Source organism: Rhizobium sp. NFR07, assembly GCF_900111905.1.
In the GTDB taxonomy this organism is placed as follows: Bacteria; Pseudomonadota; Alphaproteobacteria; order Rhizobiales; family Rhizobiaceae; genus Neorhizobium.
The window spans coordinates 201,226-226,615 of the sequence record NZ_FOKM01000007.1; the positions used below are offsets into that span (position 1 = coordinate 201,226).

Consider the following 25,390-nt stretch of genomic DNA (forward strand, 5'->3'; position numbering starts at 1 on the left):
ACGAAGGCAAACGGTCCGCGCGCTTGCCTCCGCGGTCAAAAAATCGTCTGCTCGACAGTATAGTTCGCATGAGGAGTAACAAGACATGTTCGAAGATCTGATTGGCGCCTATGGCGGACGGCTGGTCGTGGCCGTCCTGGGCGTCGGCGCAGCACTCCTCTGCCTCATCGGAATCCTGTGGATAGTGCGCGGACGGCGCGGCCCTTCGCCATTCGTCCGCGGCGGCCGCAATCGCAATCCGCGTCTCCAGGTCCTGGATGCCGCCGCGGTCGACACCCGTCGCCGCCTCGTTCTGGTTCGCCGCGACGACGTCGAACATCTGATCATGATCGGCGGCCCGACCGACATCGTCATCGAAAGCCGTATTTCACCGTCCCCGCAGACCAAGGGGGCCGACAGCCAGCCGCACGACACGCCACACACGCTGGCCTCGGGTGGACCCGCTCCCCTGGCAGCACCTGCGAAATCCATTCCGGCCCCGGCCCAAGCCCCGGTAACCAGGCCGACTGCCACTGCCGAATCGGCTGCAATTCCGCAACCGCGCACCGAACCGCAACGAGAGCAGGTGAAAGAGCCCCCTGCCCGCGACATCCGAGCGGCACAGCCTGCCGCCGACGTTGCGCCAGTCAATGCAGCACCGTCCTCCGTGGCCATGAGCACGCCGATTGTCGCCGCCCCGGCAGGACCCGTCATTCCGGAGATCGCGACCCCGGCGCAGGCGCCAATCGCGAATGGCCCGGCTGCGGCCACCGTCGTTCCCATCCAGCGCACGCCGGAAATCATTGTAACGCCGTCCGCTCCGGCGCTCGACGACGCGGCGAAGCTTCTCGACAGCGCTCGCGACAGGGTCTTCGCCGAACGGCCCGCTCATGCCCAGGCTCAAACACAGGCGCAGGCATCAGCACCAGCCGCTCGTCCTGCACCGCCTGTCGGCCAGCACCCGACGGCGCTGGGCAGCGATTTCGAAAGGATTCTGGAAGAGGAAATGGCGACCAATCTTGCCGCCCGCGACGCCGCCCTCATCGGCCGCGGCAGCCGTCCGCTTCCCCACCCAGCTCCGGCAGGTGCCCCCACCGTTGGCCCGACCGTGCCGGTTCCCGGCGCATCCCGACAGGATCCGCCGCTGCAGGCGGAAGTTGCTCGCATCTTCGGAGAAATGTCGGCGAGCCGAGACAAGTAACGAATGGCCGGTATCCGGCCATTGCCTCAGCAACAAAAAAGGCACGCCCTCAAGCGTGCCTTTTTTGTTTGTGTCTGCGCCGACTATTCGTCGCGATAGACTTTTTCCCGTCGCTCGTGGCGCTCCTGCGCCTCGATCGACAGCGTCGCGATCGGTCGTGCGTCGAGGCGCTTGAGCCCGATCGGCTCGCCCGTCTCCTCGCAATAGCCGTAGGTACCGTCGTCTATCCGCTGCAAGGCGGCATCGATTTTCGAAATCAGCTTGCGCTGGCGGTCTCTGGCCCGGAGCTCGATGGCCCGGTCGGTCTCCGAGGAGGCGCGGTCGGCAAGATCCGGATGATTTGCGCTTTCCTCAGCCAGGTGGTCGAGCGTTTCGCGCGCTTCCCTGAGGATGTCATTTTTCCACGCAATCAGTTTAGCTCTAAAGTATGCCTTCTGATTTGCATTCATGAACTCATCGCTTTCCGAGAGTACATAATTGCTAAGATCGATCTTCTCACTCAACGCGATTCTCCTGAAGAACATCTCGTGCGGCCCCTATACCCTATTAGCGGGGGACGATTCAAGCCTCATGCCCCTGATTGAGGCAGTTTTAAAATTGTCACAAAAATCAGCTAAGTGGCTATTTTTTAACCGCTTAACAGCGCCGATGAATTTGTCCGGCTATCTTTCTCCACAACTCTAGGGACCTTTTGAAGGTTGACGTTCACCCCCCGGCAACGCTAGGCGTTTTATTGCTTTCTCATCTATGGGGGCCATGATGATCGAACCTCATCCATCCCGGATTTACTTGATGCGTCACGCTCAGGCGGCGTCGAGCGCGGCCAGCGGCCGGGATTTCGATCGCACGCTCAGCGACCAGGGTTATGCGGAAGCCGAGCTTGTGGCCGACAAGGCCATCGACCTTGGCTACGCTCCTGACTGCCTAATCAGCTCGACGGCAATTCGTTGCCGGCAGACGGCGGAAATCGTTCGCAGAACCGTCAGGGAGAGCCTCGAGATCGAGTTCGTCGACGCGCTCTATAACAGCATGCCGGAAATCTACGCGACGATCATTGCCGGACAGTCGTCCAACGCCTCCGTCATGCTGGTCGGCCACAACCCTTCGATAGACCAGCTTCTGGAAGGCCTTATCGGTAGTGCGGCTCGCCGCTTGGCTCTGGCCGGCGGCTATCCGACGGCCGGTATCGCGGTGCTCGATTATGCGCCGGATCGCTCGCAGGAGGGCTCCGGCTGGATCCTGCACGATTTCGTGAAGCCCTGACGAATGGCGGCATGAGGGGCCGTTGCATGCCCTCGGCGGCGTCCTATATAGGGAAAAACACTTCTCCGGGATCATGCATTGGCGCCATCGCTGACCAGTTTTACCGACGACGCTCGCATCGCACTCGACAACATCGCGGATCGGGCATCCGCGCTGGTCAATCCGACGATCAGGCTCGGAGTGACCGGCCTGTCGCGCGCGGGCAAGACCGTCCTGATCTCGTCCATCGTCCACAATCTGCTGAATGGCGGAAGGCTTCCGCTGTTTGATGCCATGAGGTCCGGTCGCGTCTCCGACGTGCGGCTGGAACCGCAGCCGGACGATGCTGTTCCGCGGTTCCAGTATGAAGACCATATCCAGGCACTGGTGCGCGACAGGATATGGCCCGACTCCACCCGTGCCGTCTCCGAACTGAGGCTGACGATCGACTACCAGAGCGCAAGCGGCTGGAACCGCCTCTTCTCCCCTGGCCGCCTCTCTCTCGACATAGTCGATTATCCAGGGGAATGGCTGCTCGACCTGCCATTGCTGACGCAGGATTACCGGGCCTTCAGCGCGGCTACCATCGAATTGGCGGCGACCGGCATCCGCCGGGAACTTGCGAGCGACTGGCTGCAATTGTCATCCGGTATCGAGATGGATGCGCCGGCGGACGAGATGACCGCCCGGCGACTTTTCGAAGCCTTTTCGGCATATCTGCGCGCCTGCAAATCTGACGAACGGTCACTGTCGACCCTACCGCCCGGCCGTTTCCTGATGCCCGGAGACCTTGAAGGTTCACCGGCGCTGACCTTTGCGCCTCTTGCTGGCATTCCCGACAGCCCGGCGCCGAAAGGGTCACTGAGGGCGATGATGGAGCGTCGCTACGAGGCCTACAAGTCCGTGGTGGTCAAACCCTTCTTCCGGCACCACTTTGCCCGTCTGGACCGTCAGATCGTGCTGGTCGACGCCCTGCAGGCGATCAATCGCGGGCCCGAAGCCTTGCTCGATCTCGAGCGTGCGCTTGCCGATGTGCTTGCCTGCTTCCGCCCCGGCCACAACAGCTTCTTTTCGTCGCTCGTCGGCCGCCGCATCGACAAGGTGCTGATCGCGGCCACGAAGGCCGACCATCTGCATCACGAAAGCCATGATCGCCTGGAACGGCTGACCAGCCGCCTCGTCGATCGCGCCATCCAGCGCATCGGCATGTCCGGCGCAGGGCTGGAAGTGATGGCGGTAGCATCCGTGCGCGCCACGCGCGAAGCGCGGGTCAAGGAGGACAGTCATCTTCTCCCAGTCATCGTCGGCACGCCGATCGCCGGCGAGACGATCAATGGCGAGCGCTTCGACGGCATCAAGACGACCGCAATCTTCCCGGGCGACCTGCCCGAGGACCCGGATCGCATGTTCCGCAGCCTCGACAGCGACGCACCGGACCTGCCGGACATCAATTTCGTGCGGTTCCGCCCGCCTGCAATCGATGACGCAACCGGCGCAATGAAGATCGCCGTACCCCACATCCGGCTCGACCGGGCACTTCAGTTTCTCCTGGGGGACCGCCTCGCATGAGACCGACTAGCACCCGCGATCCCGATCGCCGTCGACCCTCTGCCTTCCAGGTGGAAGATGAAACGCCTGCGACCGCCGTAAAGCCCGTTCCGCGAGGCCCCAAGAGCTTCGACCGGCCCGAATCCGTTATTGCCGAAACGGATGATCCTTTCGCCGCATCCGCCGAACTCGATGCCGCCGCATTGCCGGTGGCGACCCCGAGGCCGCGCAGGCGCTTTTCCTTTGCCGGTCTCGCCGCCGCAGCGCTCGGAACGTTCCTGTCACTGGCATTCGGCCTCTGGGCAGACCAAATCATCCGCGATCTCTTCACGCGAGCCGACTGGCTGGGTTATGCCGCGATCACCGCGCTGTCTCTGGCGGGCCTCGGCCTGCTGGTCATCGTCGGGCGTGAGATCAGCGGCATCGCCAAGCTCGCCGCCGTCCAGTCCCTGAAGGCCGAAGCCGAGGAAGCAGCGGCATCCGTTCTGCCGGGGCCGGCCCGCAAGGTCGCGGATAGATTGTCTTCCCTTCTCAGTCACCGCGCGGAGACCGCGCGTGGCCGCGCGTCCCTGGACGCCACCAAGGATGACATCATAGACGGCCCGCACCTGCTCGACTTCGCCGAGAAGGAACTGCTTTCGCCCCTCGACCGCAAGGCACGTGGCCTCATCCTCAACGCGTCGAAACGGGTTGCAGTGGTCACCGCCATAAGCCCGCGCGCGATCGTCGATCTCGCCTACGTGCTTTTCGAGGTAACCCGTCTCGTGCGGGCGATGGCCGAGCTTTATGGTGCCCGCCCCGGCAAGCTCGGACTGCTCCGTCTGATCCGCGACGTCATTGCTCACCTTGCGGTGACCGGCTCGATTGCAGTCGGCGACGGCCTCGCACAGCAGGTTCTCGGCCATGGACTGGCATCGCGACTGTCTCGCCGACTGGGCGAAGGTGTCATCAACGGACTGTTGACGGCTCGAATCGGAATTGCCGCCATGGACCTCTGCCGCCCGCTGCCGTTCAGGGCGCTGCCGCGGCCCGGGATCGGAGATTTTCTCTCGGATATCGTTGCCGCGGGTGGCGGAAAACAGGACGATTAGACCACCCGCGAAAGATCGCACGGAGCCAAAAGATACGAACCATTAACCATTTTCCCCTAATTTCGGACTCACTAAACATTGCCCATTCGGCAAGAACGTCCCCAGGGGAAAGCCTATGTATTCTCGCATCTTTTCGCTTTTCGGCGGGCTCGCCGCGTTGACGCTAGCGACCGCTGGAACGGCACTTGCGCCCCAGGCGGAGGCTGCCTCCCGCGACCAGATGTTCTTCCAGCAGGTCTCCGGCGTCTGGAAAGGCCCGGGCGAAATCGTCGCCGGCAAATACAAGGGCACGAAGTTCAGCTGCAACCTGACAGGCAGCCCGGCCCCGGGCGGCGACACAGGTATGAAGCTCGACGGCACCTGCCGCGTCGGCGTATTCCAGCAGCCTATGTCGGCGGTCATCAGCCAGAAGGGTCGTGGTTACACCGGCAAGTTCCTGGACGGCGCCGAGGGCAAGGGCCTCGATATTATTTCGGGCTCGGTCAATGGCGACAAGGTCGTCATGGGCATCAACCGCGCCCAGCTCAACGGCGCCATGGTCGCCAGCCTGCGCGGCGAGAACAAGATGAACATCACCATCTCGGTGAAGGTTGCCGACCAGATGGTTCCGGTCATCGGCCTGTCGCTCGACCGCGATCTCGATTCGATCGCCGTCGGCTCAATCAAGGAATAATCTGCCGGTCAGGCTGCCGGCAACCGCCACCAGAGGCCGTCGCCTTTCGCAATGCGGATGCCGGTGGAATTCAGGCTGCCGGCCCAGGTTTCGGCCTTTTTACCCGAAATCATCATTTGCGGCGCGAGATCCGCGAGCGGCAACATGACGAAAGCCCGCTCCGTCATCCGCGGATGCGGCAACTCCAGCTTCTCCGTTTTCAGCTCCCGCGTGCCATAGGCCAGGATATCGATATCCAGCGTGCGCGGGCCCCAGCGCTCGTCGCGCACCCGCTTCATGTCCTTCTCGATCGCAAGACAGAGGTCGAGAAGGTCTTCCGGCTCGAGCCGGGTCTCGACCAGCGCACAGCAGTTGAAGAAATCCGCCTGATCGGTCTTTCCCCAAGGCGGGGTCAGGTAGAGCCGCGAAACGGCCGTCACATGACAGTCCTGATGGGCGTCGATTGCCCGCAGCGCATGGCTCATCGCAGCCGGCGGGTCGCCGATATTGCCGCCGAGACCGAGAGCGGCGATCTGCAGGGATGGGTCAGGCGTGGTGTTCAATGCGAACCTCTACATAGTCCAGGATACCGGCGATCGGAGCGCTCGGCTTGCGGATCGCGACCTCCACCCGACGGATCAGCGGCGACCAGTCGCACAGCGCCACTGCCACATCCTTCGCCAGCGTCTCGATCAGATTGCGGCGCGTGCCGGTCATCACCTTTTCCACCAGCTCATAGGCCAGGCCGTAATGCACCGTCTGTTCGACGTCGTCCGACACTACCGCATCGCCACCGTCCACATCCATCAGGACGTCGACGAAGAAGCGCTGCCCCAGCGCCGTCTCCTGCTCGAAGACGCCATGTCGCGCGAAAAACGCACAGTTTTTTAAAGTGATCTGGTAGATGGCCATCAGTTTGCCCCCGTTTCGAGCATTCGCCGGCGGCTCTCGAGCACGGCATCCGCCATCTTCAGCGCATCGAGATTTCCGGACACGTTATGGACGCGGAATATCGTCGCCCCTGCCAGCCGCAGCATCGCCGTCGTCGCCGCCGTGGCGAAATCCCGCTCGGCGGGCACCTCGCGCGATGCAAGCGCTCCGACGAAACGCTTCCTCGATGTTCCGACTAGAAGCGGAAAGCCGAGCCCGTGAAGTTCCCCAAGCCGCGCCATCAGGTCAATGTCGTTGACCTGGCTGGCGACGAAGCCGAAACCGGGATCAAGCACGATCGCCTCTTCGGCTACGCCCGCCGCCTTCGCGGTATCGAGCGAGCGCGTCAGAAACGTCATCTCGTCTGCGACGATATCGGGATGGTGATCGTCCCGCCCGCGGGCGGTGTACATGATACAGACACCGGCGCCGGTCTGCGCAACGACACCGGCCATGGCCGGATCATGCCGCAGTCCCCAGACGTCGTTGATGATATGGGCCCCCGCCTCGACAGCGAGTTTTGCGGTTTCGGCACGGTAGGTATCGATCGAGATCAGCGCATCGGTTTCCCCGCGTAGCCGCTCGATCACCGGCAATACCCGATCCTGCTCCTCGGCCGCGCTGACAGGCGCAGCACCCGGTCGCGTCGATTCACCTCCGATATCAACGATGCCGGCTCCCTCGGCGATACAGGTCAGTCCATGAGCGACCGCTCGATCGACATCGTCAAAGCGGCCACCATCGGAAAAGCTGTCGGGTGTGACATTGACGATCGCCATGATGTGGCTGTTCGTCCCGAGCGCCAGCTTTCGCCCATGCGCCAGGCGCCAGGTGCTGTTGCGCGATGATGTCACCGGCCATCCATCTTTCTGAAAGTAACGCAATTTTGGCTGCCTCTGTGTTGCGCTTGCCGTGGCTATGCCCCAAGCTTGGGTGAAGTTCAACGTACCAGGTTCGAGAATGTTATTGATGCGCAGGGTCCGCCGGTTTTTCGGCGCAGCTTGTCTCCTCTGCGTGATCCCGTTGGCGGCCCATGCCGAACCTGTCATCACGAAGACCTATTCCTACTTCCGTATCGGTGGCCGCACGGCCGAGGATCTCGATCGCGAACTCGAGCGTCGCGGGCCTGTGACGCACACCACCGGCCATCGCCATCCCGGCGCGACCGAGATCAAGTTCGGCGGCGAGGTCACCTATATCGAACGCGGTGGACGGTGTTCGGTCGGCGGCGCCAAGGTGACTTTGCGCACCAACATCATCCTGCCCCGCTGGAGCAACCAGAGACGCGCAGCAAAGGACCTGCGCTTCATCTGGGATACGCTGTCGGCCGATATCAAGCGCCACGAGGAACGCCACGCCGAAATCGCCCGCAATTATGCCCGCAGGCTCGAACGCGAACTGCTCGGTCTTCCAAGCCGGCGCAATTGCGACGACGTCGAAGCCCTTGTGTCGGATCTGACCAAAACCATGCTTGCAGAACACGATGCGCAGCAGGTCCGTTTCGACCGGGTGGAGGCAAAGAATTTCGACGCCCGCATGACGCGCCTTCTTAAATACCGCATCGACCAGCGCATCGACTGATCAAACCTTTCATCCACGACGCCCGAAGCTTGCGCAAGACTTGCACAGGCGCCGGTGAATGATGGATTAATTATTAGAATATTCTAATTGAATTGTTCCGGCTATTTATTGGACGTTGATGCCGGATTCTGACGGTCATCGGATATCCGCAGCCGTCCCATACAAGGCAGCCTGGAGCGCGGAAGATATACAGGTCCGCGCAGATATGAATTGCCTCGCGTTCCCCCCCGGCGCGTGTTGAAGGCCTGCAGGCGCTCCCTCCCGCGCCTGCGCGCCATGCGCCCGCCTCGCCTCGCTCGCACGCCTGCGGCGAGGCATTTTTTTGGGTGACGACCAGGAAAGCTTAGGCCTGGCGCTCCGGCACGTTGACCACGAGGCCATCGAGATCGGCCTTGATCTTGATCTGACAGGAAAGCCTGGACGTCGGCCGGACGTCGAAGGCGAAGTCCAGCATATCCTCTTCCATGGCAGCCGGCGGGCCGACCTTTTCGGTCCAGGCCTCGTCGACATAGACATGACAGGTGGCACAGGCACAGGCGCCGCCGCATTCGGCTTCTATACCGGGCACGGAATTGCGCACGGCATTCTCCATCACCGTCGAACCGTTATCCGCGTCGAGTTCGAAGCGAGTTCCGTCGAAGGCTACGATGGTCAATTTCGTCATGATGGGAAAATCCGAGAGTTGGGGGAGAGACCGGCAAAGGTAGAGGCCTCGTAAAGAGCCGTCTCTGCCACCAAAATGCCCGGCCAGTCAATCGCGCTGGCGACGCCGGCTATGCTACCGACGCCGGGACGTCGTTTACCCAAGCCCCGGCGCGATCATACTGCGCGCCAGAAGCTCATATTGACATGCTGAGAGGCCGTGTCTTCAGTTTCGGAAATCGGCAAGGATTCCAGTTCGCTGCCCTAGCGGCACAGTCCCATGATGAAATTGTCAGCTTCGATCACGGCGGAATGAACTGAAGCCAGCAGGCCCGCATCCTCCGGATTGGCTTCGAGGCGCTCGGCCCTGGCTGCGACAGTGAATGCGCCGACGGCCTTGGCTGCACCCTGCAGGCGGTGGGCGACGGCGGTCATGCGCGCCGCATCGGCGGTTACCATTTCCTGCACCAGCGCGCGGGCCTGGCGGGCAAACATCTGCAGCACTTCAGCCTCGAGCGCCTTGTCCCCCATCGTCTGGTTGGCCAGGTGGGCGAGATCCACGGGCCGCGACTGGGACGGACAGGATATCTTGTGGTTGTCGGGCGCCTCGAAAGCGATCTTCGCCGCTGCCATTGCCATTTGCTCGTTCCCTTGCTTTATAGTGTTGCCTTGTCCGGATCATCCGGCCGAGCCATGGCTATCCCGTTAAATTTCGGCACAATCGCGGCGCAAATCTTCGCGAATGGTTAATTTGCGTTAAACTCCCGTGATCACAGGGATTTCGCCCGAAAACATGGTTTAATTCCTGTTAACAAGCAACCGACCGCCGTGCCATCCAAGGCCGATTCAATTGTACCCAATGCACAGATGTGCCACTACAGTACGGTTTAGTCGGCTGTCTGAGACACCTGGCGGCCGGTGTCGGAGGAATGGTAAGCTTTCATTATCTTCCGTTTGAAAGAACGGCTCTCCGACTGGAACATGAATGGGCAATTGGGCTTGCCGTGAGGCATCTCGATTTCCCCCAAGAGTATCCCGCTGTTTCGCTCTGCAGGCGGCAGCACGTAGAGCGGGGTGCCGGGCGAGTATGTAACGAGGCGTAACCGCATGGCGAAGAACACCAGCAGTGAATCGATCGACGAGACTGCATTCCAGGCATTGGAAGATGCGCTGAAGATCGACTTCAACGAAGAGACGCCCCGCGAGAAGTCCGCACCACCTGCCTCGGAGGCCAGAGTGTCAGACACGTCACGTACCCGCCCTGCCCGCTCCCGCCAGCCCCAGGCAGAGCCCGCACGTCCTGCCGCAGAACAGGCGCCACGTCAGCCGAGCTTCGAGCCGGCCAATGACGCAGGCCGCCGCAACCCGGCATCCATCCTGCGCTCTCTGGATGGCGGCTCGATGCGCGGAGCGATCCGCAATGCACTGATCATGTCCGTCCTTTGGGCGATTGCCGGTATCGGCCTCGGCCAGCTCATCTATGGCAACCAGCTCTGGCAGGTAAATTCCGTAGCCGGCGTCCTTGCCGCACCGGGTCTCGTCGCTCTTGCGGCCGGCATTCTTCTGCCGATCCTGCTTTTCTTCGCCTTCACAATCATGATGGCCCGCGCCCAGGACCTGCGCAATGCCGCCCGCTCCATGGCCGAGGTTGCCTTGCGCCTGTCCGAGCCGGAAACGATCGCCTCCGAACGCATCATGAGCGTCGGCCAGGCGGTGCGCCGCGAAGTGTCCGCCATGAACGAAGGCATCGAGCGCACCATCGCCCGTGCCGCCGAACTGGAGACGCTCGTGCATTCCGAAGTGAATGCGCTCGAGCGCAGCTATACCGACAACGAGCTGCGCGTCCGCGGCCTTGTCCAGGAACTCGGCTCCGAACGGGACGCCATCGTCAATCATGCCGAGCGCATCCGCTCGTCGATCGTCGGTGCCCACGACCAGTTGAAGGAAGAGCTGTCGCTCGCCACCGAGGAAATCTCGATCCGTCTCGCGACATCAGGCGAGGCCTTCGCCTCGATGATCGACATGCGCGCCGCCTCCCTCATGGAGAAGTCCGACGCTGCCGGCGATGCCATCGCATCGCTGCTTGCCGCGAAGACGGAAGGCCTCATCGACACTCTGACCACGTCGGGTATCGCCCTTTCGACCGAATTCGACATGCGCCTCGAAAGCCTCGGCTCTACGCTCAGCGATCGCGGCAACGCGATCCTCAGCGAATTCGAGACCCGCGCGTCGACCCTCGACGCCAATACCGACAAGCTCAACGCCGCGCTGGCCGACCGCACGCGCCAGCTGAACGAAACCCTGCTGGCCCGTACCCGCGAGATCACCGAGGGGCTTTCAAACAGCGAGCGCACCCTGACCGGCTCGCTCGACGGCATCCTGTCGAGCCTCAACCACTCGCTCGACGAACGCGGCGCGTCCTTCCGCCAGAGCCTGCAGAGCGCGTCCGACGATGCCATCATGGATATGGACCTGCGTTCCGGCCTGTTCGAAGACCGTTTCCAGGCGACCGTCGGCCAGCTCAGCACCACTTTCGACGAAGGCCTCACGCAGTTCGCTACAGCCTTCGATCAGCGTGCCGGCAGCCTCGACAGCAAGCTTATGGAAAGCCTCGCACGCATCAATGAGACCGTCGCTGGCGGCTCCGATGCTATCGAAGGCATCCTCTCGACCAGCATCGAGCGCATCGGCAACGCGCTGACCGACCAGCAGTTTGCAATCGCGACGACGCTCGGAACCGGCCAGGAAGTGCTTGATTCCATGCTGGAAAGCCGCTCGAAGGAATTCTCCGACGCGCTTGCCGCCCGCAGCAGCGACATCGCGGGCGCCTTCGGCGATGCCCATAACAAGATCGACATGGTCATGGCGGCCCGCGGCGGCGAGATCTCCGCCAGCCTCGCCGACAGCCAGAAGCGTTTCGAAGACAGCATTTCGAGCCGCACCGCTGCGATCATCGAATCCGTCACCGACAGTCATGAGCGCTTCGCCGGCGCTGTCGACGAGAAGGCATCCGCCCTTCAGTCTCTGATGGCCGACACGCCGGACCGCCTCGCCTCGATCCTCGACACGAAGAGCGAAGCCATCGCCCGTGCGCTTTCCGAAAGCGAACTGCGCCTGACCGACGAGATGGATCGCCGCGCGACCGCGCTCGACACCACCTTGGCGTCCAACCGCGACCGGCTCTCCGAAATCCTCGACGACAAGTCGATGGAGATCGCAACCTCGATCTCCCTGCACGAAGATCGTCTCAACACCACGCTCAACGAGCACGCGACGAGCCTCGTCAAGACGGTCTCGGAAGCCGATACGCGCCTGGAAGAAGCCTTCGCCAAGCGTGCCGATGTCATCCGCGACGCCTTTGCCGATAACCAGCTCAATCTCGACATCTCGCTTGAAAGCCGCACTGCGGAACTTGCTCGCCTGCTCGAACAGGGTGGCGATCGCCTTGAGCAGACCGTCAGTGGCGCAGCGACGCGAATCGAAGACTCCTTCGACAAGCGTGCCGAAATCATCCGCGACGCCTTCGCGGACAACCAGCTCAACCTCGACATCTCGCTCGAAAGCCGCACCTCTGAGCTCGCTCGCCTGCTCGACAATGGCAGCGACCGTCTCGAGCAGACCGTCGGTGGCGCAGCCGGTCGCATCGAGACTGCGCTCACCCAGGGCACCGATCGCTTCGATGCCACGATGGGCGACGGCCTACAGCGCATGGAGACCTCGCTCGAGACCGCGCACCGCCAGATTTCCGACACGTTGACGGCCAATGGCGAAGTCCTGGGCGAAACCGTAGGCTCCGCGCATCTGCGTATGGCCAACGTTCTCGGCGAAGCCAATCGCGACATTTCGGAAACGATCGACGCCGGCCACGACCGCCTGCGCACGACGCTGGATCAGCGCACCGGTCTGATCTCCGCGACCATTTCGGACGCCCAGGATCAGCTCGGCAACCTGCTGATGGACCAGGCCACTTCGATCGGCACGACCATTGCCTCCAGCGCCGGCATGCTTGAAATGTCGCTGGAAGGCCAGCAGGAAGCCCTGCGTGAGACGCTCGACAAGGCAAGCGAAACACTTGCCGGCAGCTTGCAGAACGATATCGGTTCCATCGCCGGCCAGATCAGCGATGCCGCCCGCGAAATCAGCCAGTCGACCGAAGCCTTCACCTCGCGCGTCGAACAGACCGTGGGCGGCGTCTCCACGGCGCTGAACGACGCAGGCAACCGGATCGAAGTCACCTTCGGCGGCCTCGAAGACCGCATCCGCGGCGAAATCGGCAATGTCTCCGCAATGGTCGACAATGCCGGCAGCAATCTTGCCGACACCCTCGGTGCTCGCACGGCCGACCTGGAGCGCGTATCGAACGCCGCAGCAGATCGCATCTCCGAAGTCGTCAGCAGCAGCAGCATGGGCATTGAGCTTGCCTCCAGCCAGGCTGCCGAGCACATCGCCCGTACGCTCAACGAGCAGACCGACGCTCTTCAGAACGCATCCAATGCCACGGCCGACCGCATTTCGGAATCGGTGACCAGCAGCAGCATGGGTATCGAGCTCGCAGCCAGCGAAGCCGCCGAACACATTGCTCGTACGCTCAGCGAACAGACCGAAGCGCTCGAACGCGCTTCCAGCGCCACCGCCGACCGAATCTCAGAATCGGCAAGCAGCAGCAGCATGGGCATCGAGCTCGCCTCCAGCGAGGCCGCTGAACATATCGCACGCACGCTCAATGAGCGCACCGACGCCCTCGAGCGCAGCAGTGCCGATGCGACGCTCCGCATCACGGAAACCCTCGACGGACGCACGGCTCATATCGAAGAACGCTTCGGCACCATGGACCGCGCGCTTTCGATCGGCCTCGACAACGTCTCGAAGACGATCGAAGGCAAGGCAGTTGGCCTCGCTGCATCGCTCCGTGACGCGGTCTCGACCGCCGCACATCAGATGGATGTGGAAGCCAACCGGTCTGCCGAAGCCCTTACCCGCGCCGGTTCCGAGTTCACCAACGAGCTCAACAACCGCAACACCGAGTTCACCCGGGCCATCGAGGAGCGCAGCAACGAGATCGTCGGCCGCATTTCCGAGACGCAGAACCGTCTCGCCGGCCAGGCTGCAACTGTCGCCCAGGCATTCTCCGAGGCCGGCAGCGCGATCGTCAGCAAGGTCGCCGAAGCCGACAAGCTGGTGAAGCAGCAGGTGGACGCAATTTCGGCCGCCCTCGGCGAAGCCGAGACGACGCTCGATTCTCGCGGCCAGTCGATCCGCGCCACCCTGACGGACACGGCCGGTGACCTTGGCCAGGCCATGGATGCGGTTGACCGTGCGCTCGCCGCCCGCGGCGACGCCATCCGCACGGCTCTCGACAGCCGCTCGCGCGATCTCAACTCCATGCTGTCGAGCCGCTCGGAAGAGCTGTCGCGACTGCTGGACGAGAAAGCCAAGCCGCTGGTCGAAGCTTATGCCGAGACCGGCCGCACAGCTGCGGAACAGCTCGCCAATGCCGCCCAGGAAACCTCGGCCCGCATTCGCCAGGAAAATGCAGCGCTCGTCGATGCGATCGCAGCCCGTGCCAACGAAACGCTGGCCGCCATCGGTCAGCGCAGCGAGGCCGCATCGCAAATGATGCGCGGCGCCGAGCAGAGCCTGCTCTCCAATGTCGACGGCATCATCGAGCGCCTGTCGCACAGCAACGTGAACATTGCCTCGCTCGTCGAACAGGCTGCCGACCAGCTCGCCGCAGCCGACCAGAAACTCGACGACACGGCCGCCCGCTTCGCGCACTCGGCCGGCTCCGCTGCCGATCTCGTTTCCGGCTCCAGCCGCCTTTTGGAAAACAACATCGACCGCCTGGTCAACATTTCCGGCCAGACGCTCAGCCAGGTCGGTGGGATCGTTGGACGTTTCGAGGAACATTCCAAGGTTCTCGGCCAGGCGTCCGAACTTCTCGGCGCCGCTCAGTCCAACCTCGCCAGCACGCTGGATGAACGCCAGGATGCACTGCGCAGCCTCTCGGCCGGCCTCGTGAAGCGTTCGGACGAAATCGAGGCGACGCTGCGCCACCTGACAGGTCTCGTCGACGGTGCCTTCGAGCGTGCAGAAGAGCGCACCGCCCATGTCGGCGACAAGCTGCGTGACGGCCTCCAGGCCTCCTTTGCCGATATCGGCCGTCGCCTGGGCGAAACCCAGCAGCGCGCCGAACAGACCGCCAGCGCCATGCGCGCAGCGCTTCTGGATGCCGGCGGCGAGGCCAATCGCGCCATCGAGGAAACCCTCTCCGACGCCGAACGGCGCGCCCGTGATCTCGCCGAGCAGATGCGCGGCAATCTCTCCGGCTCTCTCTCCGAGGTCGAGCGCGTCCTCGGTGAGGCTTCGCAGCGTTCGGACACGGCGGCAAACCAGCTGCGCGAAACGCTTCGCGTATCGGTCGAGGACGCTGTCGGCCGCTTCTCCGGCGCCACGGACGAAATCCGCCGTTCGGCCCAGGATATCCGCCAGGAACTCGATGCGACCCGCACCGAACTGAAGCGCGGCGCCTTCGACCTGCCGGAAGAGGCAAAGGAGAGCGCGGCCGCCATGCGCCGTGCCGTCAGCGAGCAGATCAAGGCTCTCCAGGAAATCTCGCAGCTCGTCGGCCGCTCGTCGCAGCAGCTCGAAGTCGCAGAGGCATCCCAGCCGAAGGCGCCAGCAGCGCCCGTGGCAACCCCGGTACGCCAGCCGCAGCCTTTGCCGCAGCCGCCCCAGCAGCAGGCGCCTCAGCAGCAAGTGCCCGTCCAGTCCGCCCCCGTTGCCCCGCGTAACGATCCCTACGGCGCAGGTCTTCTGCGTGGCGGCCTGTCGCTCGACAAGCCCGCCGCCCCATCATCCCCGATCCGTCCGGCACCCGAGCAGTCCGCTCAGGCTGGACAGACCGGCCAGGGTGGCTGGATCAGTGATCTCCTGCGCGGCGCATCGCGCGACGAGCAGCCCGAACAGGCACCGGCTCGCGCCCCTGCCCGCCCGGCTCCGGAAGCTGCGCCCGCTCCGCGGACGGCCAATGGTGACAACCGCAATCCGCGGCACATGGTCGAATCGCTGAACTCGCTTTCGGTCGATATTGCCCGTGCCATCGACCACGATGCGTCGGTCGACCTGTGGCGCCGTTATCAGCGCGGCGAGCGCGACGTCTTCACCCGTCGCCTCTACACGCTGAAGGGCCAGCAGACATTCGACGAGATCAAGCGCAAGTACGACCGCGAGCCGGAATTCCGCACCGCTGTCGATCGCTACATCGCCGATTTCGAGAAGCTGCTCGCAGACGTCGCCCGCACCGATCGCGACCGCACGGTGACGCAGAGCTACCTGACCTCGGACACGGGCAAGGTCTACACCATGCTCGCCCACGCAGCAGGTCGCTTCGGTTGACCGGCGGAATAACGATGAGACACAAAAGGCCGCCCTCGAAGGCGGCCTTTTTCGTGATCGGACATCAATGCAGTTCCGAAGGTTGATCTACACACCCCAGGCCCTAAAACTACGAAAGACGGATCAGACACTATCAACGGCCCCATTCGTGACCGGAAATCACCTTGTCCCCATCCATCAACCGTTGGTCGGCGCGCGCCGCCAGTCTGCTGGTCCTTGCTCTCGCTTTATCAATTTCATTTTTCCCAATGTCTATTGCGCACAGGAGCCGCCGATGAACCTGGTCGAAACGACGGAATTCTCCATCGAAGCCAATCCGATGTTCGAAAATGCCCGTATCTTCGCGGGTTCGATCGGCCTGCGGCATCACCCGGAAACGGCGTTTTCACCGAGCATGAGCATCTGGCCTGCCGAACCGGAAGACAAGATCTCGGCGGCGGATTGGCTCAGCGACCACCTTGCCCATGAGACCAAGCTCATCGAGCGCAAGGCAGTCACCTTTGCAGGCATGTCTGGCGAGATGAGCAAGGTGAAGGATCGCCTTGAGGATTGGGATACGAAGGAGAAACGCGACTGGTATCGCTTGCGCGCGCTTCTGGTAACCGCGGATGGCTCCAGGTGGTACCACGCTACGGCAATGGCAAGCGGGCCTGATCTTGCCGGGATCGAAGCGGACTTCGTCCGCCTGCTCGGCTCCATCCGCGTCAAGCTCGAAGGTGACGCCGCCGAGGAGGCAATAGCGGCGGCCGAGGTGGAAAAAGCAGCCGTACTCGGAAAGCTGAAGGATGACATGGACCGGGCATCCGCTATCCGCAATCAGCAGGCCGAGAAGGAGCGCAGCATCGAAAGAGCGGCGAAGGCGAAAGCGCCCCTCGCCGATATCGAGGAGCGTTTCGATGTGGCAGTGGCCGAGGCCGGGTACGAAGACAAGCGCGACGCCCTGCGCCGGATCGTAATTCCGACCGTTGCCATGATCGAACTCGACGTTGCCGACACGTCCATCAACGGACAAAGCCGTGTCGGCGGCGGACCGGATCTTCCCGCCAACTTGGACTGGCCGCGCGATGACGACGGCCTCCACCTGAATTTTCTCGCGCAGATCAACCTCTGCGATCTGCCGGACCGCCCGGAGACACTGCCGCAAACCGGTCTCATCTCTTTCTTCACCGGCACGGATTACACCGACTGGCGCGTCCTCTTCACGCCGGCTGATGCCACGCTCACGCCCCGCAGCCTGCCTGAGGACGCGATGGACACAGCGATCTCGGCGTCGCGGATGATCACTTGGGATAGTGATCTCAAGCGGCTCGTCTCCAACGGACAGGCCGTAGACGGACTATCCGTCGAAACGGACGATGCCGGCCGCATGACATTCACCCGCGACGGCAAGCACGTCATGGCCTTCGCCTCTGAATACGAGTTCAGCCGTTCGGTGAAGACGCTGCGCTTCGAGCGCTCTCTCAGCGCTCCCTATGGCGCGCCTGGCCCCAACAACAACCCGCAGGCCTATGCCGACATCGGCATCGAAGACCCCTCGGATTTCGCCATTGCGCTCCAGGAGAGTTTCAGGATAGGCGATGGTCCGCAACACCAGATGTTCGGGATCACCGGCATACGGGAATTATCCTCCATCCAGAAACTGGCAGCCGACCATGCGGCCAAACAGGGCTGGTCCGACATAGCGGCGCCGGAGGATTGGTTCATCCTGATCAAGCTGGCCTCCGGCGGCGAGGCCGACTTCAGCTTTTCCGACCATGGCGACTACATCTTCATGATCCATCGCAAGGACGCGGCGAAGGGAGATTTCTCGCGCGTTTATGCCTTTGTCGAATCCGGCTGATCCATTGCCTACCTGATCGACCAGACGTGTCTCTGGACCGCTGCGATATCTATATCGCCTTCAGCGACCAGTCGACGATCTCTCCGCCAACCTTGGCGAACGCGCGATCGAGAGCTTCGACGAAATCGTTGTTCGAAGCGCCGGAAACCGGCGAGGTTGCCTTGAACACGCTGCTGGCGCGAACCGTGCCGTTGCGATCGTTGAGGATCTTTGCCGAGATTTCGACTGTCGCAACGCGGCTGCCGTCGGTAGTCACTTCGAATGAGCGAATGTCGGTCACGACCTGGTAGTCGATCGCCAGGCCCTGTCCCGGCTTTCCGACACCGCCGAGGCGGCCGGAATTTTCGAATGCCTCGACGAGCTTGGACTGCACCAGACGCGGCAGACGATCACCCCAGCGGGAATTGGCAAGGTACTGCACTTCCGATGGCGACACGCGTACCACGACCTGCTCGCTGTCCAGCATCTTCACGGCCGTCGGCTCGGGCACGAGGATCTGCCGATTGCGGGCGGAAGGCCCCTGACTGGCAGGCGTCATCGACAGGTCGAACGTATCGTTGTTCGCCTTCGTGCCGCAGCCGCTGACGAGCGCGGCGATGACCGGCAATGTCAGCAGCAACGTGCGGCGGCCGGCTGGCAGTCCTCGGTACTTGAAAACGCTCATGAACTGCTACCCCTGCCTTTAGCGCCTTGTCCTGCCGTCATATTCCTTGACGGTCTCGCCGCCGAAGATAAGCCGCTGTGGATTGTCGTCGAAATTGGTGATGGTCTGATTGAGGTTGTCCACGGTCCGACGCGTGTCGGTCACCAGGGTCTGGATATCCCTCAGGCCGGTCGCGGAGAAACGCTGCAGGTTCTCGGCAATCGGGCCAACCCGGGCGTTGATGTTATCTGCGACGGTGCGGAAGGATTCCAGCGTCTTGCGCGCCTCGGCAAACAGGCCCTGGGACTCGTCACTGGAAACCAGCCCGTCAACCTTCGCCAGGATACCGTTGACCTGCGTCGAAGCATCGTTGAGCTTGGTGGCGAGCTGCGTGAAATCAGTGATCGCGTTGTTGATGTCCTGCGAACGATGCGCCACGTCATCGACGACGCCTCGCGCCGATGCGAGTGTCTGGCGGGCGTCTTCGGAAGCCGCCGAGATGTTCTGGATCGCCTTGCCGACCTGATTGGGGTCGACGGCGGCAAGCAGGCCGTCAGCCCGCCGCAGCACGCCCTGGGCATCGACGCCGACCTGGGCGAAGCTTTCCGCCGCCGTCCGCACATTCGCGACCAGCGGACCGAAATCCTCCGACGCATTGGCGACGTTGCGCGATACCCGCTCTGCGTTCGTGACGACCTGGTTCACCCGCTCGGCATCGATTGCCCGCACCAGCTGATCGGCAGCTTCCAGCGTGGAATTCAATGTGCCGGAAACGCGGTCCACCGTGGCGGAAAGGCTGGAGAGGCTATGCAGGAACTCGTCGATACTGCCGGAATTGTTGCTGAGCGCAGCCGTGAAGGTCTCCACGTTGCGGATCGTCTGCGTCAGCGGTCCTCGGGCGTCACCGACGAAGCCCTGGATATCGCCGATCGCCTGGTCGGCCCTCTCGAGGATCTTGTCTGCGGTGGCAAGCAGGTTCGTCACGCTCGACTGATCGGCAATCAGCACAGCCGGACGACCCGCCTCGATCGCCTTCTGGAGGATGTTCTCCTCGCCCTTGGCGCCGCCGGAAAGCTCGATATAGGCAGCACCCGTCAGGCCCTGCACTTCAAGAACGGCCTTGGTCGACTGATAGACCGGCGCATCCGCCCGCACCTCGGTAAAGGCGATCGAATAGCGCGGATCATCGGGATCGATCGTCAGATTGCGTACCGAGCCGACAGGGATGCCGTTGAAGCGCACCGGCGAACCGACAGAAAGACCGTTCGCCGAACCGGGAATGCGAATCGCCAGCTCCGCCGTCGGGCCGCCGCGACCGGACTGCGCCATCCAATAGACGAAGCCGAAGGCGGCCGCGATCACCAGCAGCGTGAAGAAGCCAACAAGGGCATAATTCGCTTTGGTTTCCATGGGTTACTTCACTTCCCTACGTCTACCGGGGTATCATTTTCATTCACTACGACGGAACGCGCGCGTTTTCCCCGGAAATAGGACTGAACCCACGGATCATCACAGTCGAACATATCCTGCAGTGTGCCTTCCACCAATACCCGTTTCTCTCCGAGCACGGCAATGCGGTCACAAACCGAAAACAGGCTGTCGAGGTCGTGCGTCACCATGTAGACGGTTAGTCCCAGCGTGTCCCTGAGCTTGGCGATCAGCGCGTCGAAATCAGCCGCGCCGATCGGATCGAGGCCCGATGTCGGTTCGTCGAGGAAGACGAGATCCGGATCGAGCGCCAGTGCGCGCGCCAGTGCCGCGCGCTTGATCATGCCGCCGGAAAGCTCCGACGGGTACTTGTCCGCCGCATCCGGCGGCAGGCCGACCATTTCCAGCTTCACATAGGCGAGTTCATCCATCAGCGACTGCGGAAGGTCGAGATATTCGCGCATCGGGAGCTGGATGTTTTCCTTCACGGTCAGCGCCGAAAACAGCGCGCCGTGCTGGAACAGGACCCCTAGCCGCGCGTCGAGCGCCATGCGCTCCTCCTCGCTGGCCTTCTCGTAATTTGTGCCGAGGATCTCGATCGTGCCCGACCGATGGGGCAGGAGCCGCAGCACGGTGCGCATCAGCACGGACTTGCCCGTGCCCGAGGCGCCGACAAACCCGAGGATCTCGCCGCGGTAGATGTCCAGCTGGAGCTTGTCGAGAACCAGCTTGTCGCCGAAGCCGACAGTCAGATCGCGAACGGAAAGCACGACCTGACGCTCTTCCTTTGCATTTGCCGGCGTCTTTTCCATCGTCTGTTGCTTTTCGTCTGACATCTTCTGCTCCCTAAAAATCGATTGCGGAGTAGAAGATGGCGAAAAGCGCATCCATCAGGATGACGGCGAAGATCGCTTTGACCACGGACGTCGTGACGTGCTGGCCGAGGGATTCGGCGCTGCCGCCGACCTTCATGCCCTCGACGGCGGCAACGATCCCGATTGCCAGCGCCATGAACGGCGCCTTGATCATGCCGGACGCGATCGACGTGTGGTCGATCGCCTCGTGCAGACGCGACAGGTAGGTATCGAACGTGATGCCGGAATAGAGATAGGCCACCACCGCGGCACCATAGAGGGCGGCGAAATTGGCGACGATGGTCAGAAGCGGCAGCGCGATAGTCAGCGCTACCAGCCGCGGGAAGATCAGGACACCCACCGGATTGAGGCCGATGACGGTCAACGCGTCGATTTCCTCACGCATCTTCATCGAGCCGATCTCGGCCGTGATGGCGCTGCCCGAACGGCCGGCAATCATGATTGCGGTCAGCAGGACGCCGATTTCACGCAGCTGCAGGATGCCGACGAGATCGACAACGAAGATTTCCGCACCGAAATAACGCAGCTGGAAGGCGCCCTGCTGGGCGATAATCGCGCCGATCAGGAAGGACATGAGCACGATGATCGGTACGGCGCGCACGCCCATCCGGTCGATGTGGGTGACGACCGAGGCCGGGGATACGCCGGCACCTCGGCCGAATTTCAGCTGTGCGCCGCGCACCGCCGAGCCGAGAATGTGCATGGCTGCATAGAGATCGCTGCCGAGCTCCGCAATGAGCTTGCCCGGAGGCGTGAACACGCGCTCGAACAGGCTTCGCTTGTCCGGACCCGGGCCGGGAGGCGCTGGTGTCTGCTCCGGCAAGGCCCCGACCAGTTCCTCGATATTGCCATTGCCACCGGACAGCGTGGGCTCGCGCCCCTCGCCGCCCTTTGCGGTCATCAAACGTCGGATCAGCCAGGCGCCTGCTGTATCGATGCCTTCGACGCCGGAGACATCAATCTCCACGGCGCCCTGCCCGCCGGTTTTCCCGGCGGCATCGAGATCCTTCAGGACATGCGAAACGGAATGGTTGCGCCAATCGCCCGTCAATACGTAGCGCTGACCGCCGCCCGGCAGGTCTTCCGTCTGGATTTTGGCGATATTGGAATTCACAGGTCGCGGGCGCTCGTTTCAATCGGTCGAATCTGGCAATGCGTTGATGGCACTCCAGGAAAGCGCAATATAGACGGCTCGTGCCGATTTGCCACAAGAGGACATCCGAAAGCCATGAGCCGTCACCTTGAAGCAACAATCGAGACCTTCCCCATCGCCGGAAGCTTCACGATCTCGCGAGGTTCGAAGACGCAGGCGGACGTTATCGTCTGCACCATTTTCGAAAACGGCTTTTCGGGCCGCGGAGAATGCGTGCCCTACAGACGCTACGGCGAGACCGTCGATGGTGTCCTGAGCGATATCCTCGCCATCGTGCCTGCTGTGGAAAACGGCCTTTCGCGGCAAGATCTACAGGCGAAAATGAAGCCCGGCGCCGCGCGCAATGCCCTCGACTGCGCCCTCTGGGACCTCGAGGCCAAAAAGTCGCGAAAACCGGTAGCCGATGCGATCGGCGCAACCTCACGCGAGCCTGTCGTCACCGCCTTCACCCTGTCGCTCGCCGACCCGGCCACCATGGCGGAAGATGCCCGCAAGAACAGCGACAGGCCGCTCCTCAAGGTCAAGCTCGGTACGGAAAATGACGAGGAACGCATGCGCGCCATTCGCTCCGGCGCGCCGCGGTCGAAAATCATAATCGATGCCAATGAAGGCTGGACCGAAGCCAATATCGAGACCCATCTCGCCATCGCCCGCGAACTCGATATCGCCCTGATCGAACAGCCACTCCCCGCCGGCAACGACAGCTTCCTGTCGCGCATCGAGCGACTGGTCACCGTCTGCGCCGACGAGAGCGTCCACTCAACCGCCGACCTCGCCGCCTTGCGCGACCGCTATGACGCCGTGAATATCAAGCTCGACAAGACCGGTGGCCTGACCGAAGCGCTGAACATGAAGGCGGAAGCGACCCGACTCGGCTTCCAGCTGATGATCGGCTGCATGGTCGGCACCTCGCTCGCCATGGCGCCGGCGGTGCTGCTCGCCCAGGATGCGCAGTATGTCGATCTCGACGGTCCCCTGCTGCTTGCCGAGGATCGACCCGGCGGATTGCGCTACGAGGGATCTCTGGTCTATCCGCCGACCGCCGATCTCTGGGGCTGAATCCGGGCAGCGAGCGCCAGAATGCCGAGGCCGGCAGCGGCGAGAAGCGCCATGACGAAATAGCCGTGCAGGCCGGCATAGCGGTATATGACCCCGGAAATCAGCGTCGAGATTGCCAGGAAGGCGCCGCTATAAAAGACATAGGCTCCCTGCGCCGACGCCTGGCGATCCTCGTCCACGGCTTCCGCCAGCCGGTACTGCAGCCCGAGATGGGTGAAAGCGAAGCTGAAGGCATGGCCGACCTGCAGCATCACATATCCGACAGCACCCCATTCGGCCGGAAAAAGCGTCCATCGAACGACTGCGACCAGGCCGCCGATTCGCATCAGGCTCCAGGGTGACAGCCGTTTCGAAAGGCGTCCGGCTGCAAAAAAGACCATGATCTCCGCAAAGATGCCGGCGCTCCAGAAGCCGGCGATCATCCCGTTGGAGAAACCGAGCGTCTGCCACTGGATCGTGCTGAAGCTGTAGAACATGCCGTGACTGGACTGCATGACAGCAGCGCCGATCAGGAGCATGTGAATATCCGGCCTTTCAATCAGCGATGCCCGCGACCGGCGCGCAGCCGGCTTCCCCACCATGGGAATGCGCGGCGCCGACCAGCCGATGGCAACCGCGATGACGAGCGCCACGGTCACCATCACAGGGATCACCCCAGGGCCGCCGACGGACAAAAGTCCGCTGGCTGCGAGTGTCGCCGCAACGAACCCGATCGAACCCCAGACCCGCATGAAGCCGTATTGCAGCCCCCAGCGTCGTACGCCACTGATTGTCATCGCCTCCACGGTCGGAGCGAAAGGCGCAAAAAGCGCCGCCTGCAGCGCAATGACGAAGAGCACGACCGGAAACTCTTGACTGACGAACAGCCCGAGTATGGCAATCAGAGACAACGCTGCCGACCAAGTTAGAATCGTGGTCGGCTGCCGTACCATGCCGGAGAGCGGTCCGGTCAATGGCGCCATCAGCACGCGCAGCACGACTTGGCATGCAAGGATCGTCCCGATCTGCGGCGCGGTGAATTGGAGACTGTTGAGCCAGACCGGCAGGTAGGGCAGCAATATGCCGTTCACCGAAATCGGCGCGGCATAGGCGAGAGCGCAACGGAGCTGGAACTGCGCGGGGGAAGCGGGCAATGATTGTGCGGTTGTCACGGAATCACAAAAATCTGTGAGGGTCGCCAAGACCTATCACAGGCGCCCGCCGCTTACACGCTTAGCGGGCACTATTTTTGGCTTGATTTGTAGCCGAAAGTCAGGCGGCCTGCATATCTTTGATTTCCGGGCTCGGCAGCGCGTGCAACTCGGCGGTCGCCTTGATGGTCTGCCAGGAAATCAGCTCCAGCGTGCCGTCGTGATGCTCGGCGATCGCTGTGCAGCTTTCCACCCAGTCGCCGGTATTGACGTAGTGAATGCCGTCGATGTCTGTCATCACCGCGTGGTGGATATGGCCGCAGATGACGCCGTCCACCTTGTTGCGACGGGCTTCGTCGGCAACAACCTTCTGGAATTCGCCGATGAAGTTGACAGCGTGCTTGACCTGCAGCTTCGCCCAGGCCGAAAACGACCAGTATGGCATGCCGAGCTTGCGGCGGATGGCGGCGAGACCGATATTGATCACGATCGCCGCGTCATAGGCCCAGTCGCCGAGATAGGCGAGCAGACGCGCATTGCGCACCACGACGTCGAATTCGTCGCCATGCAGGATCAGATATTTCTTGCCGTCGGCCATCTCATAGGTCGCGCGATCCGCAACTTCGATCCCGCCGAAATGGGTCCCGGGGAAGTCACGCAGGAATTCGTCGTGATTGCCCGGAATGTAGACGATGCGGCTGCCCTTGCGCGCCTTGCGCAGTAGCTTCTGCACCACGTCGTTGCAGCCCTGCGGCCAGAACCAGCTGCGCTTCAGCCGCCATCCGTCGACGATGTCACCGACCAGGAACACCGTGTCCGCTTCATGGAATTTCAGGAAGTCGAGCAGGAGATCGGTCCGCGCGGCCTTCGAGCCGAGATGCACGTCCGAGATGAACAAAGTCCTGAATTGCCGGGTCTCGAATGTCGCTGTCACGGAAGCCGTCCTTTCATAGCCTGCCCCGTGGTTTGAAAACCAGACTCGTGTTTCAGGATGATGACAG

21 protein-coding genes are annotated in these 25,390 nt (G+C 62.5%); 9 read left to right on the forward strand and 12 right to left on the reverse strand.

Features of this window, described 5'->3' with window-relative positions:
* Positions 1–85: 85 nt before the first annotated feature.
* Entirely contained in the window at positions 86–1,180 is a 1,095-nt protein-coding gene (locus BM216_RS16665; RefSeq protein WP_093000327.1) for a flagellar biosynthetic protein FliO, read from the forward strand.
* An 83-nt stretch (positions 1,181–1,263) separates the two neighbouring features.
* On the opposite strand, the gene dksA is transcribed toward BM216_RS16665, so the two are convergent.
* On the reverse strand, positions 1,264–1,683 hold the full coding sequence (gene dksA, locus BM216_RS16670; RefSeq protein ID WP_093000328.1) for an RNA polymerase-binding protein DksA: 420 nt from the start codon (positions 1,681–1,683) through the stop codon (positions 1,264–1,266).
* Between the two features lie 253 nt (positions 1,684–1,936).
* Here dksA and BM216_RS16675 point away from each other — a divergent pair, with 253 nt between their 5' ends.
* The 4 genes from BM216_RS16675 (at position 1,937) to BM216_RS16690 (ending at position 5,734) form a co-directional block, all read left to right on the forward strand.
* A complete protein-coding gene (locus tag BM216_RS16675; protein WP_093000464.1) occupies positions 1,937–2,443 on the forward strand; it encodes a SixA phosphatase family protein in 507 nt (168 codons plus the stop codon).
* 78 nt (positions 2,444–2,521) lie between these two features.
* Positions 2,522–3,991 carry a YcjX family GTP-binding protein gene (locus tag BM216_RS16680; protein ID WP_093000329.1) on the forward strand — a complete coding sequence of 490 codons (1,470 nt, stop codon included), beginning with the start codon at positions 2,522–2,524 and terminating at the stop codon, positions 3,989–3,991.
* Complete coding sequence (locus BM216_RS16685) at positions 3,988–5,061, forward strand: YcjF family protein (RefSeq protein WP_093000330.1); 1,074 nt, start codon at positions 3,988–3,990, stop codon at positions 5,059–5,061. Before BM216_RS16680 ends, BM216_RS16685 begins: the two co-directional genes overlap by 4 nt.
* Before the next feature lie 115 nt (positions 5,062–5,176).
* A complete protein-coding gene (locus BM216_RS16690) occupies positions 5,177–5,734 on the forward strand; it encodes a hypothetical protein (RefSeq protein ID WP_093000331.1) in 558 nt (185 codons plus the stop codon).
* 8 nt (positions 5,735–5,742) lie between these two features.
* Here the strand turns inward: BM216_RS16690 and folK are convergent, their stop codons facing one another.
* The 3 genes from folK to folP are packed head-to-tail and all read right to left on the reverse strand — an operon-like array spanning position 5,743 to position 7,497.
* Positions 5,743–6,276: a 2-amino-4-hydroxy-6-hydroxymethyldihydropteridine diphosphokinase gene (gene folK / locus BM216_RS16695; protein ID WP_177230809.1), complete on the reverse strand. Its 534-nt coding sequence runs from the start codon at positions 6,274–6,276 to the stop codon at positions 5,743–5,745.
* The gene (gene folB, locus BM216_RS16700; RefSeq protein WP_093000332.1) at positions 6,260–6,625 is read right to left on the reverse strand and encodes a dihydroneopterin aldolase; all 366 of its coding nucleotides are present in this window, start codon (positions 6,623–6,625) and stop codon (positions 6,260–6,262) included. Before folB ends, folK begins: the two co-directional genes overlap by 17 nt.
* Positions 6,625–7,497 (reverse strand): dihydropteroate synthase, encoded by an 873-nt coding sequence (gene folP, locus BM216_RS16705; protein ID WP_244530204.1) that lies wholly within the window; start codon positions 7,495–7,497, stop codon positions 6,625–6,627. The genes folB and folP overlap by 1 nt, the downstream gene beginning before the upstream one ends.
* A gap of 115 nt (positions 7,498–7,612) precedes the next feature.
* Here folP and BM216_RS16710 point away from each other — a divergent pair, with 115 nt between their 5' ends.
* Positions 7,613–8,224 carry a DUF922 domain-containing Zn-dependent protease gene (locus BM216_RS16710; protein ID WP_244530205.1) on the forward strand — a complete coding sequence of 204 codons (612 nt, stop codon included), beginning with the start codon at positions 7,613–7,615 and terminating at the stop codon, positions 8,222–8,224.
* Positions 8,225–8,567: 343 nt separating this feature from the next.
* Here BM216_RS16710 and BM216_RS16715 read toward each other — a convergent pair whose 3' ends face one another.
* Positions 8,568–8,888, reverse strand: coding sequence for a 2Fe-2S iron-sulfur cluster-binding protein (locus BM216_RS16715; RefSeq protein ID WP_093000334.1), 321 nt, complete (start codon positions 8,886–8,888; stop codon positions 8,568–8,570).
* A gap of 242 nt (positions 8,889–9,130) precedes the next feature.
* On the reverse strand, positions 9,131–9,505 hold the full coding sequence (locus tag BM216_RS16720) for an Hpt domain-containing protein (protein ID WP_177230810.1): 375 nt from the start codon (positions 9,503–9,505) through the stop codon (positions 9,131–9,133).
* A gap of 468 nt (positions 9,506–9,973) precedes the next feature.
* Here BM216_RS16720 and BM216_RS16730 point away from each other — a divergent pair, with 468 nt between their 5' ends.
* Entirely contained in the window at positions 9,974–16,261 is a 6,288-nt protein-coding gene (locus BM216_RS16730) for an apolipoprotein A-IV repeat region-like domain-containing protein (RefSeq protein WP_093000336.1), read from the forward strand.
* A 274-nt stretch (positions 16,262–16,535) separates the two neighbouring features.
* Positions 16,536–18,101 (forward strand): DUF1963 domain-containing protein, encoded by a 1,566-nt coding sequence (locus BM216_RS16735; protein ID WP_177230811.1) that lies wholly within the window; start codon positions 16,536–16,538, stop codon positions 18,099–18,101.
* A 49-nt stretch (positions 18,102–18,150) separates the two neighbouring features.
* Here BM216_RS16735 and BM216_RS16740 read toward each other — a convergent pair whose 3' ends face one another.
* From BM216_RS16740 to BM216_RS16755, 4 genes are read right to left on the reverse strand one after another with little or no spacing between them, the layout of a single operon-like run.
* Positions 18,151–18,765, reverse strand: coding sequence for an ABC-type transport auxiliary lipoprotein family protein (locus tag BM216_RS16740; RefSeq protein WP_093000338.1), 615 nt, complete (start codon positions 18,763–18,765; stop codon positions 18,151–18,153).
* An 18-nt stretch (positions 18,766–18,783) separates the two neighbouring features.
* The gene (locus BM216_RS16745) at positions 18,784–20,154 is read right to left on the reverse strand and encodes an MlaD family protein (RefSeq protein WP_093000339.1); all 1,371 of its coding nucleotides are present in this window, start codon (positions 20,152–20,154) and stop codon (positions 18,784–18,786) included.
* An 8-nt stretch (positions 20,155–20,162) separates the two neighbouring features.
* Complete coding sequence (locus BM216_RS16750) at positions 20,163–20,984, reverse strand: ABC transporter ATP-binding protein (protein ID WP_093000468.1); 822 nt, start codon at positions 20,982–20,984, stop codon at positions 20,163–20,165.
* A 34-nt stretch (positions 20,985–21,018) separates the two neighbouring features.
* Complete coding sequence (locus tag BM216_RS16755) at positions 21,019–22,161, reverse strand: ABC transporter permease (protein WP_177230812.1); 1,143 nt, start codon at positions 22,159–22,161, stop codon at positions 21,019–21,021.
* 114 nt (positions 22,162–22,275) lie between these two features.
* Between BM216_RS16755 and dgcA the strand changes: the two genes are divergently transcribed.
* The gene (dgcA, locus tag BM216_RS16760; RefSeq protein ID WP_093000340.1) at positions 22,276–23,259 is read left to right on the forward strand and encodes an N-acetyl-D-Glu racemase DgcA; all 984 of its coding nucleotides are present in this window, start codon (positions 22,276–22,278) and stop codon (positions 23,257–23,259) included.
* Here dgcA and BM216_RS16765 read toward each other — a convergent pair.
* Complete coding sequence (locus BM216_RS16765) at positions 23,229–24,392, reverse strand: MFS transporter (RefSeq protein ID WP_177230813.1); 1,164 nt, start codon at positions 24,390–24,392, stop codon at positions 23,229–23,231. The two genes, dgcA and BM216_RS16765, sit on opposite strands and share 31 nt — an antisense overlap.
* A gap of 118 nt (positions 24,393–24,510) precedes the next feature.
* On the reverse strand, positions 24,511–25,323 hold the full coding sequence (locus BM216_RS16770; protein WP_244530206.1) for a UDP-2,3-diacylglucosamine diphosphatase: 813 nt from the start codon (positions 25,321–25,323) through the stop codon (positions 24,511–24,513).
* Positions 25,324–25,390 lie beyond the last annotated feature (67 nt).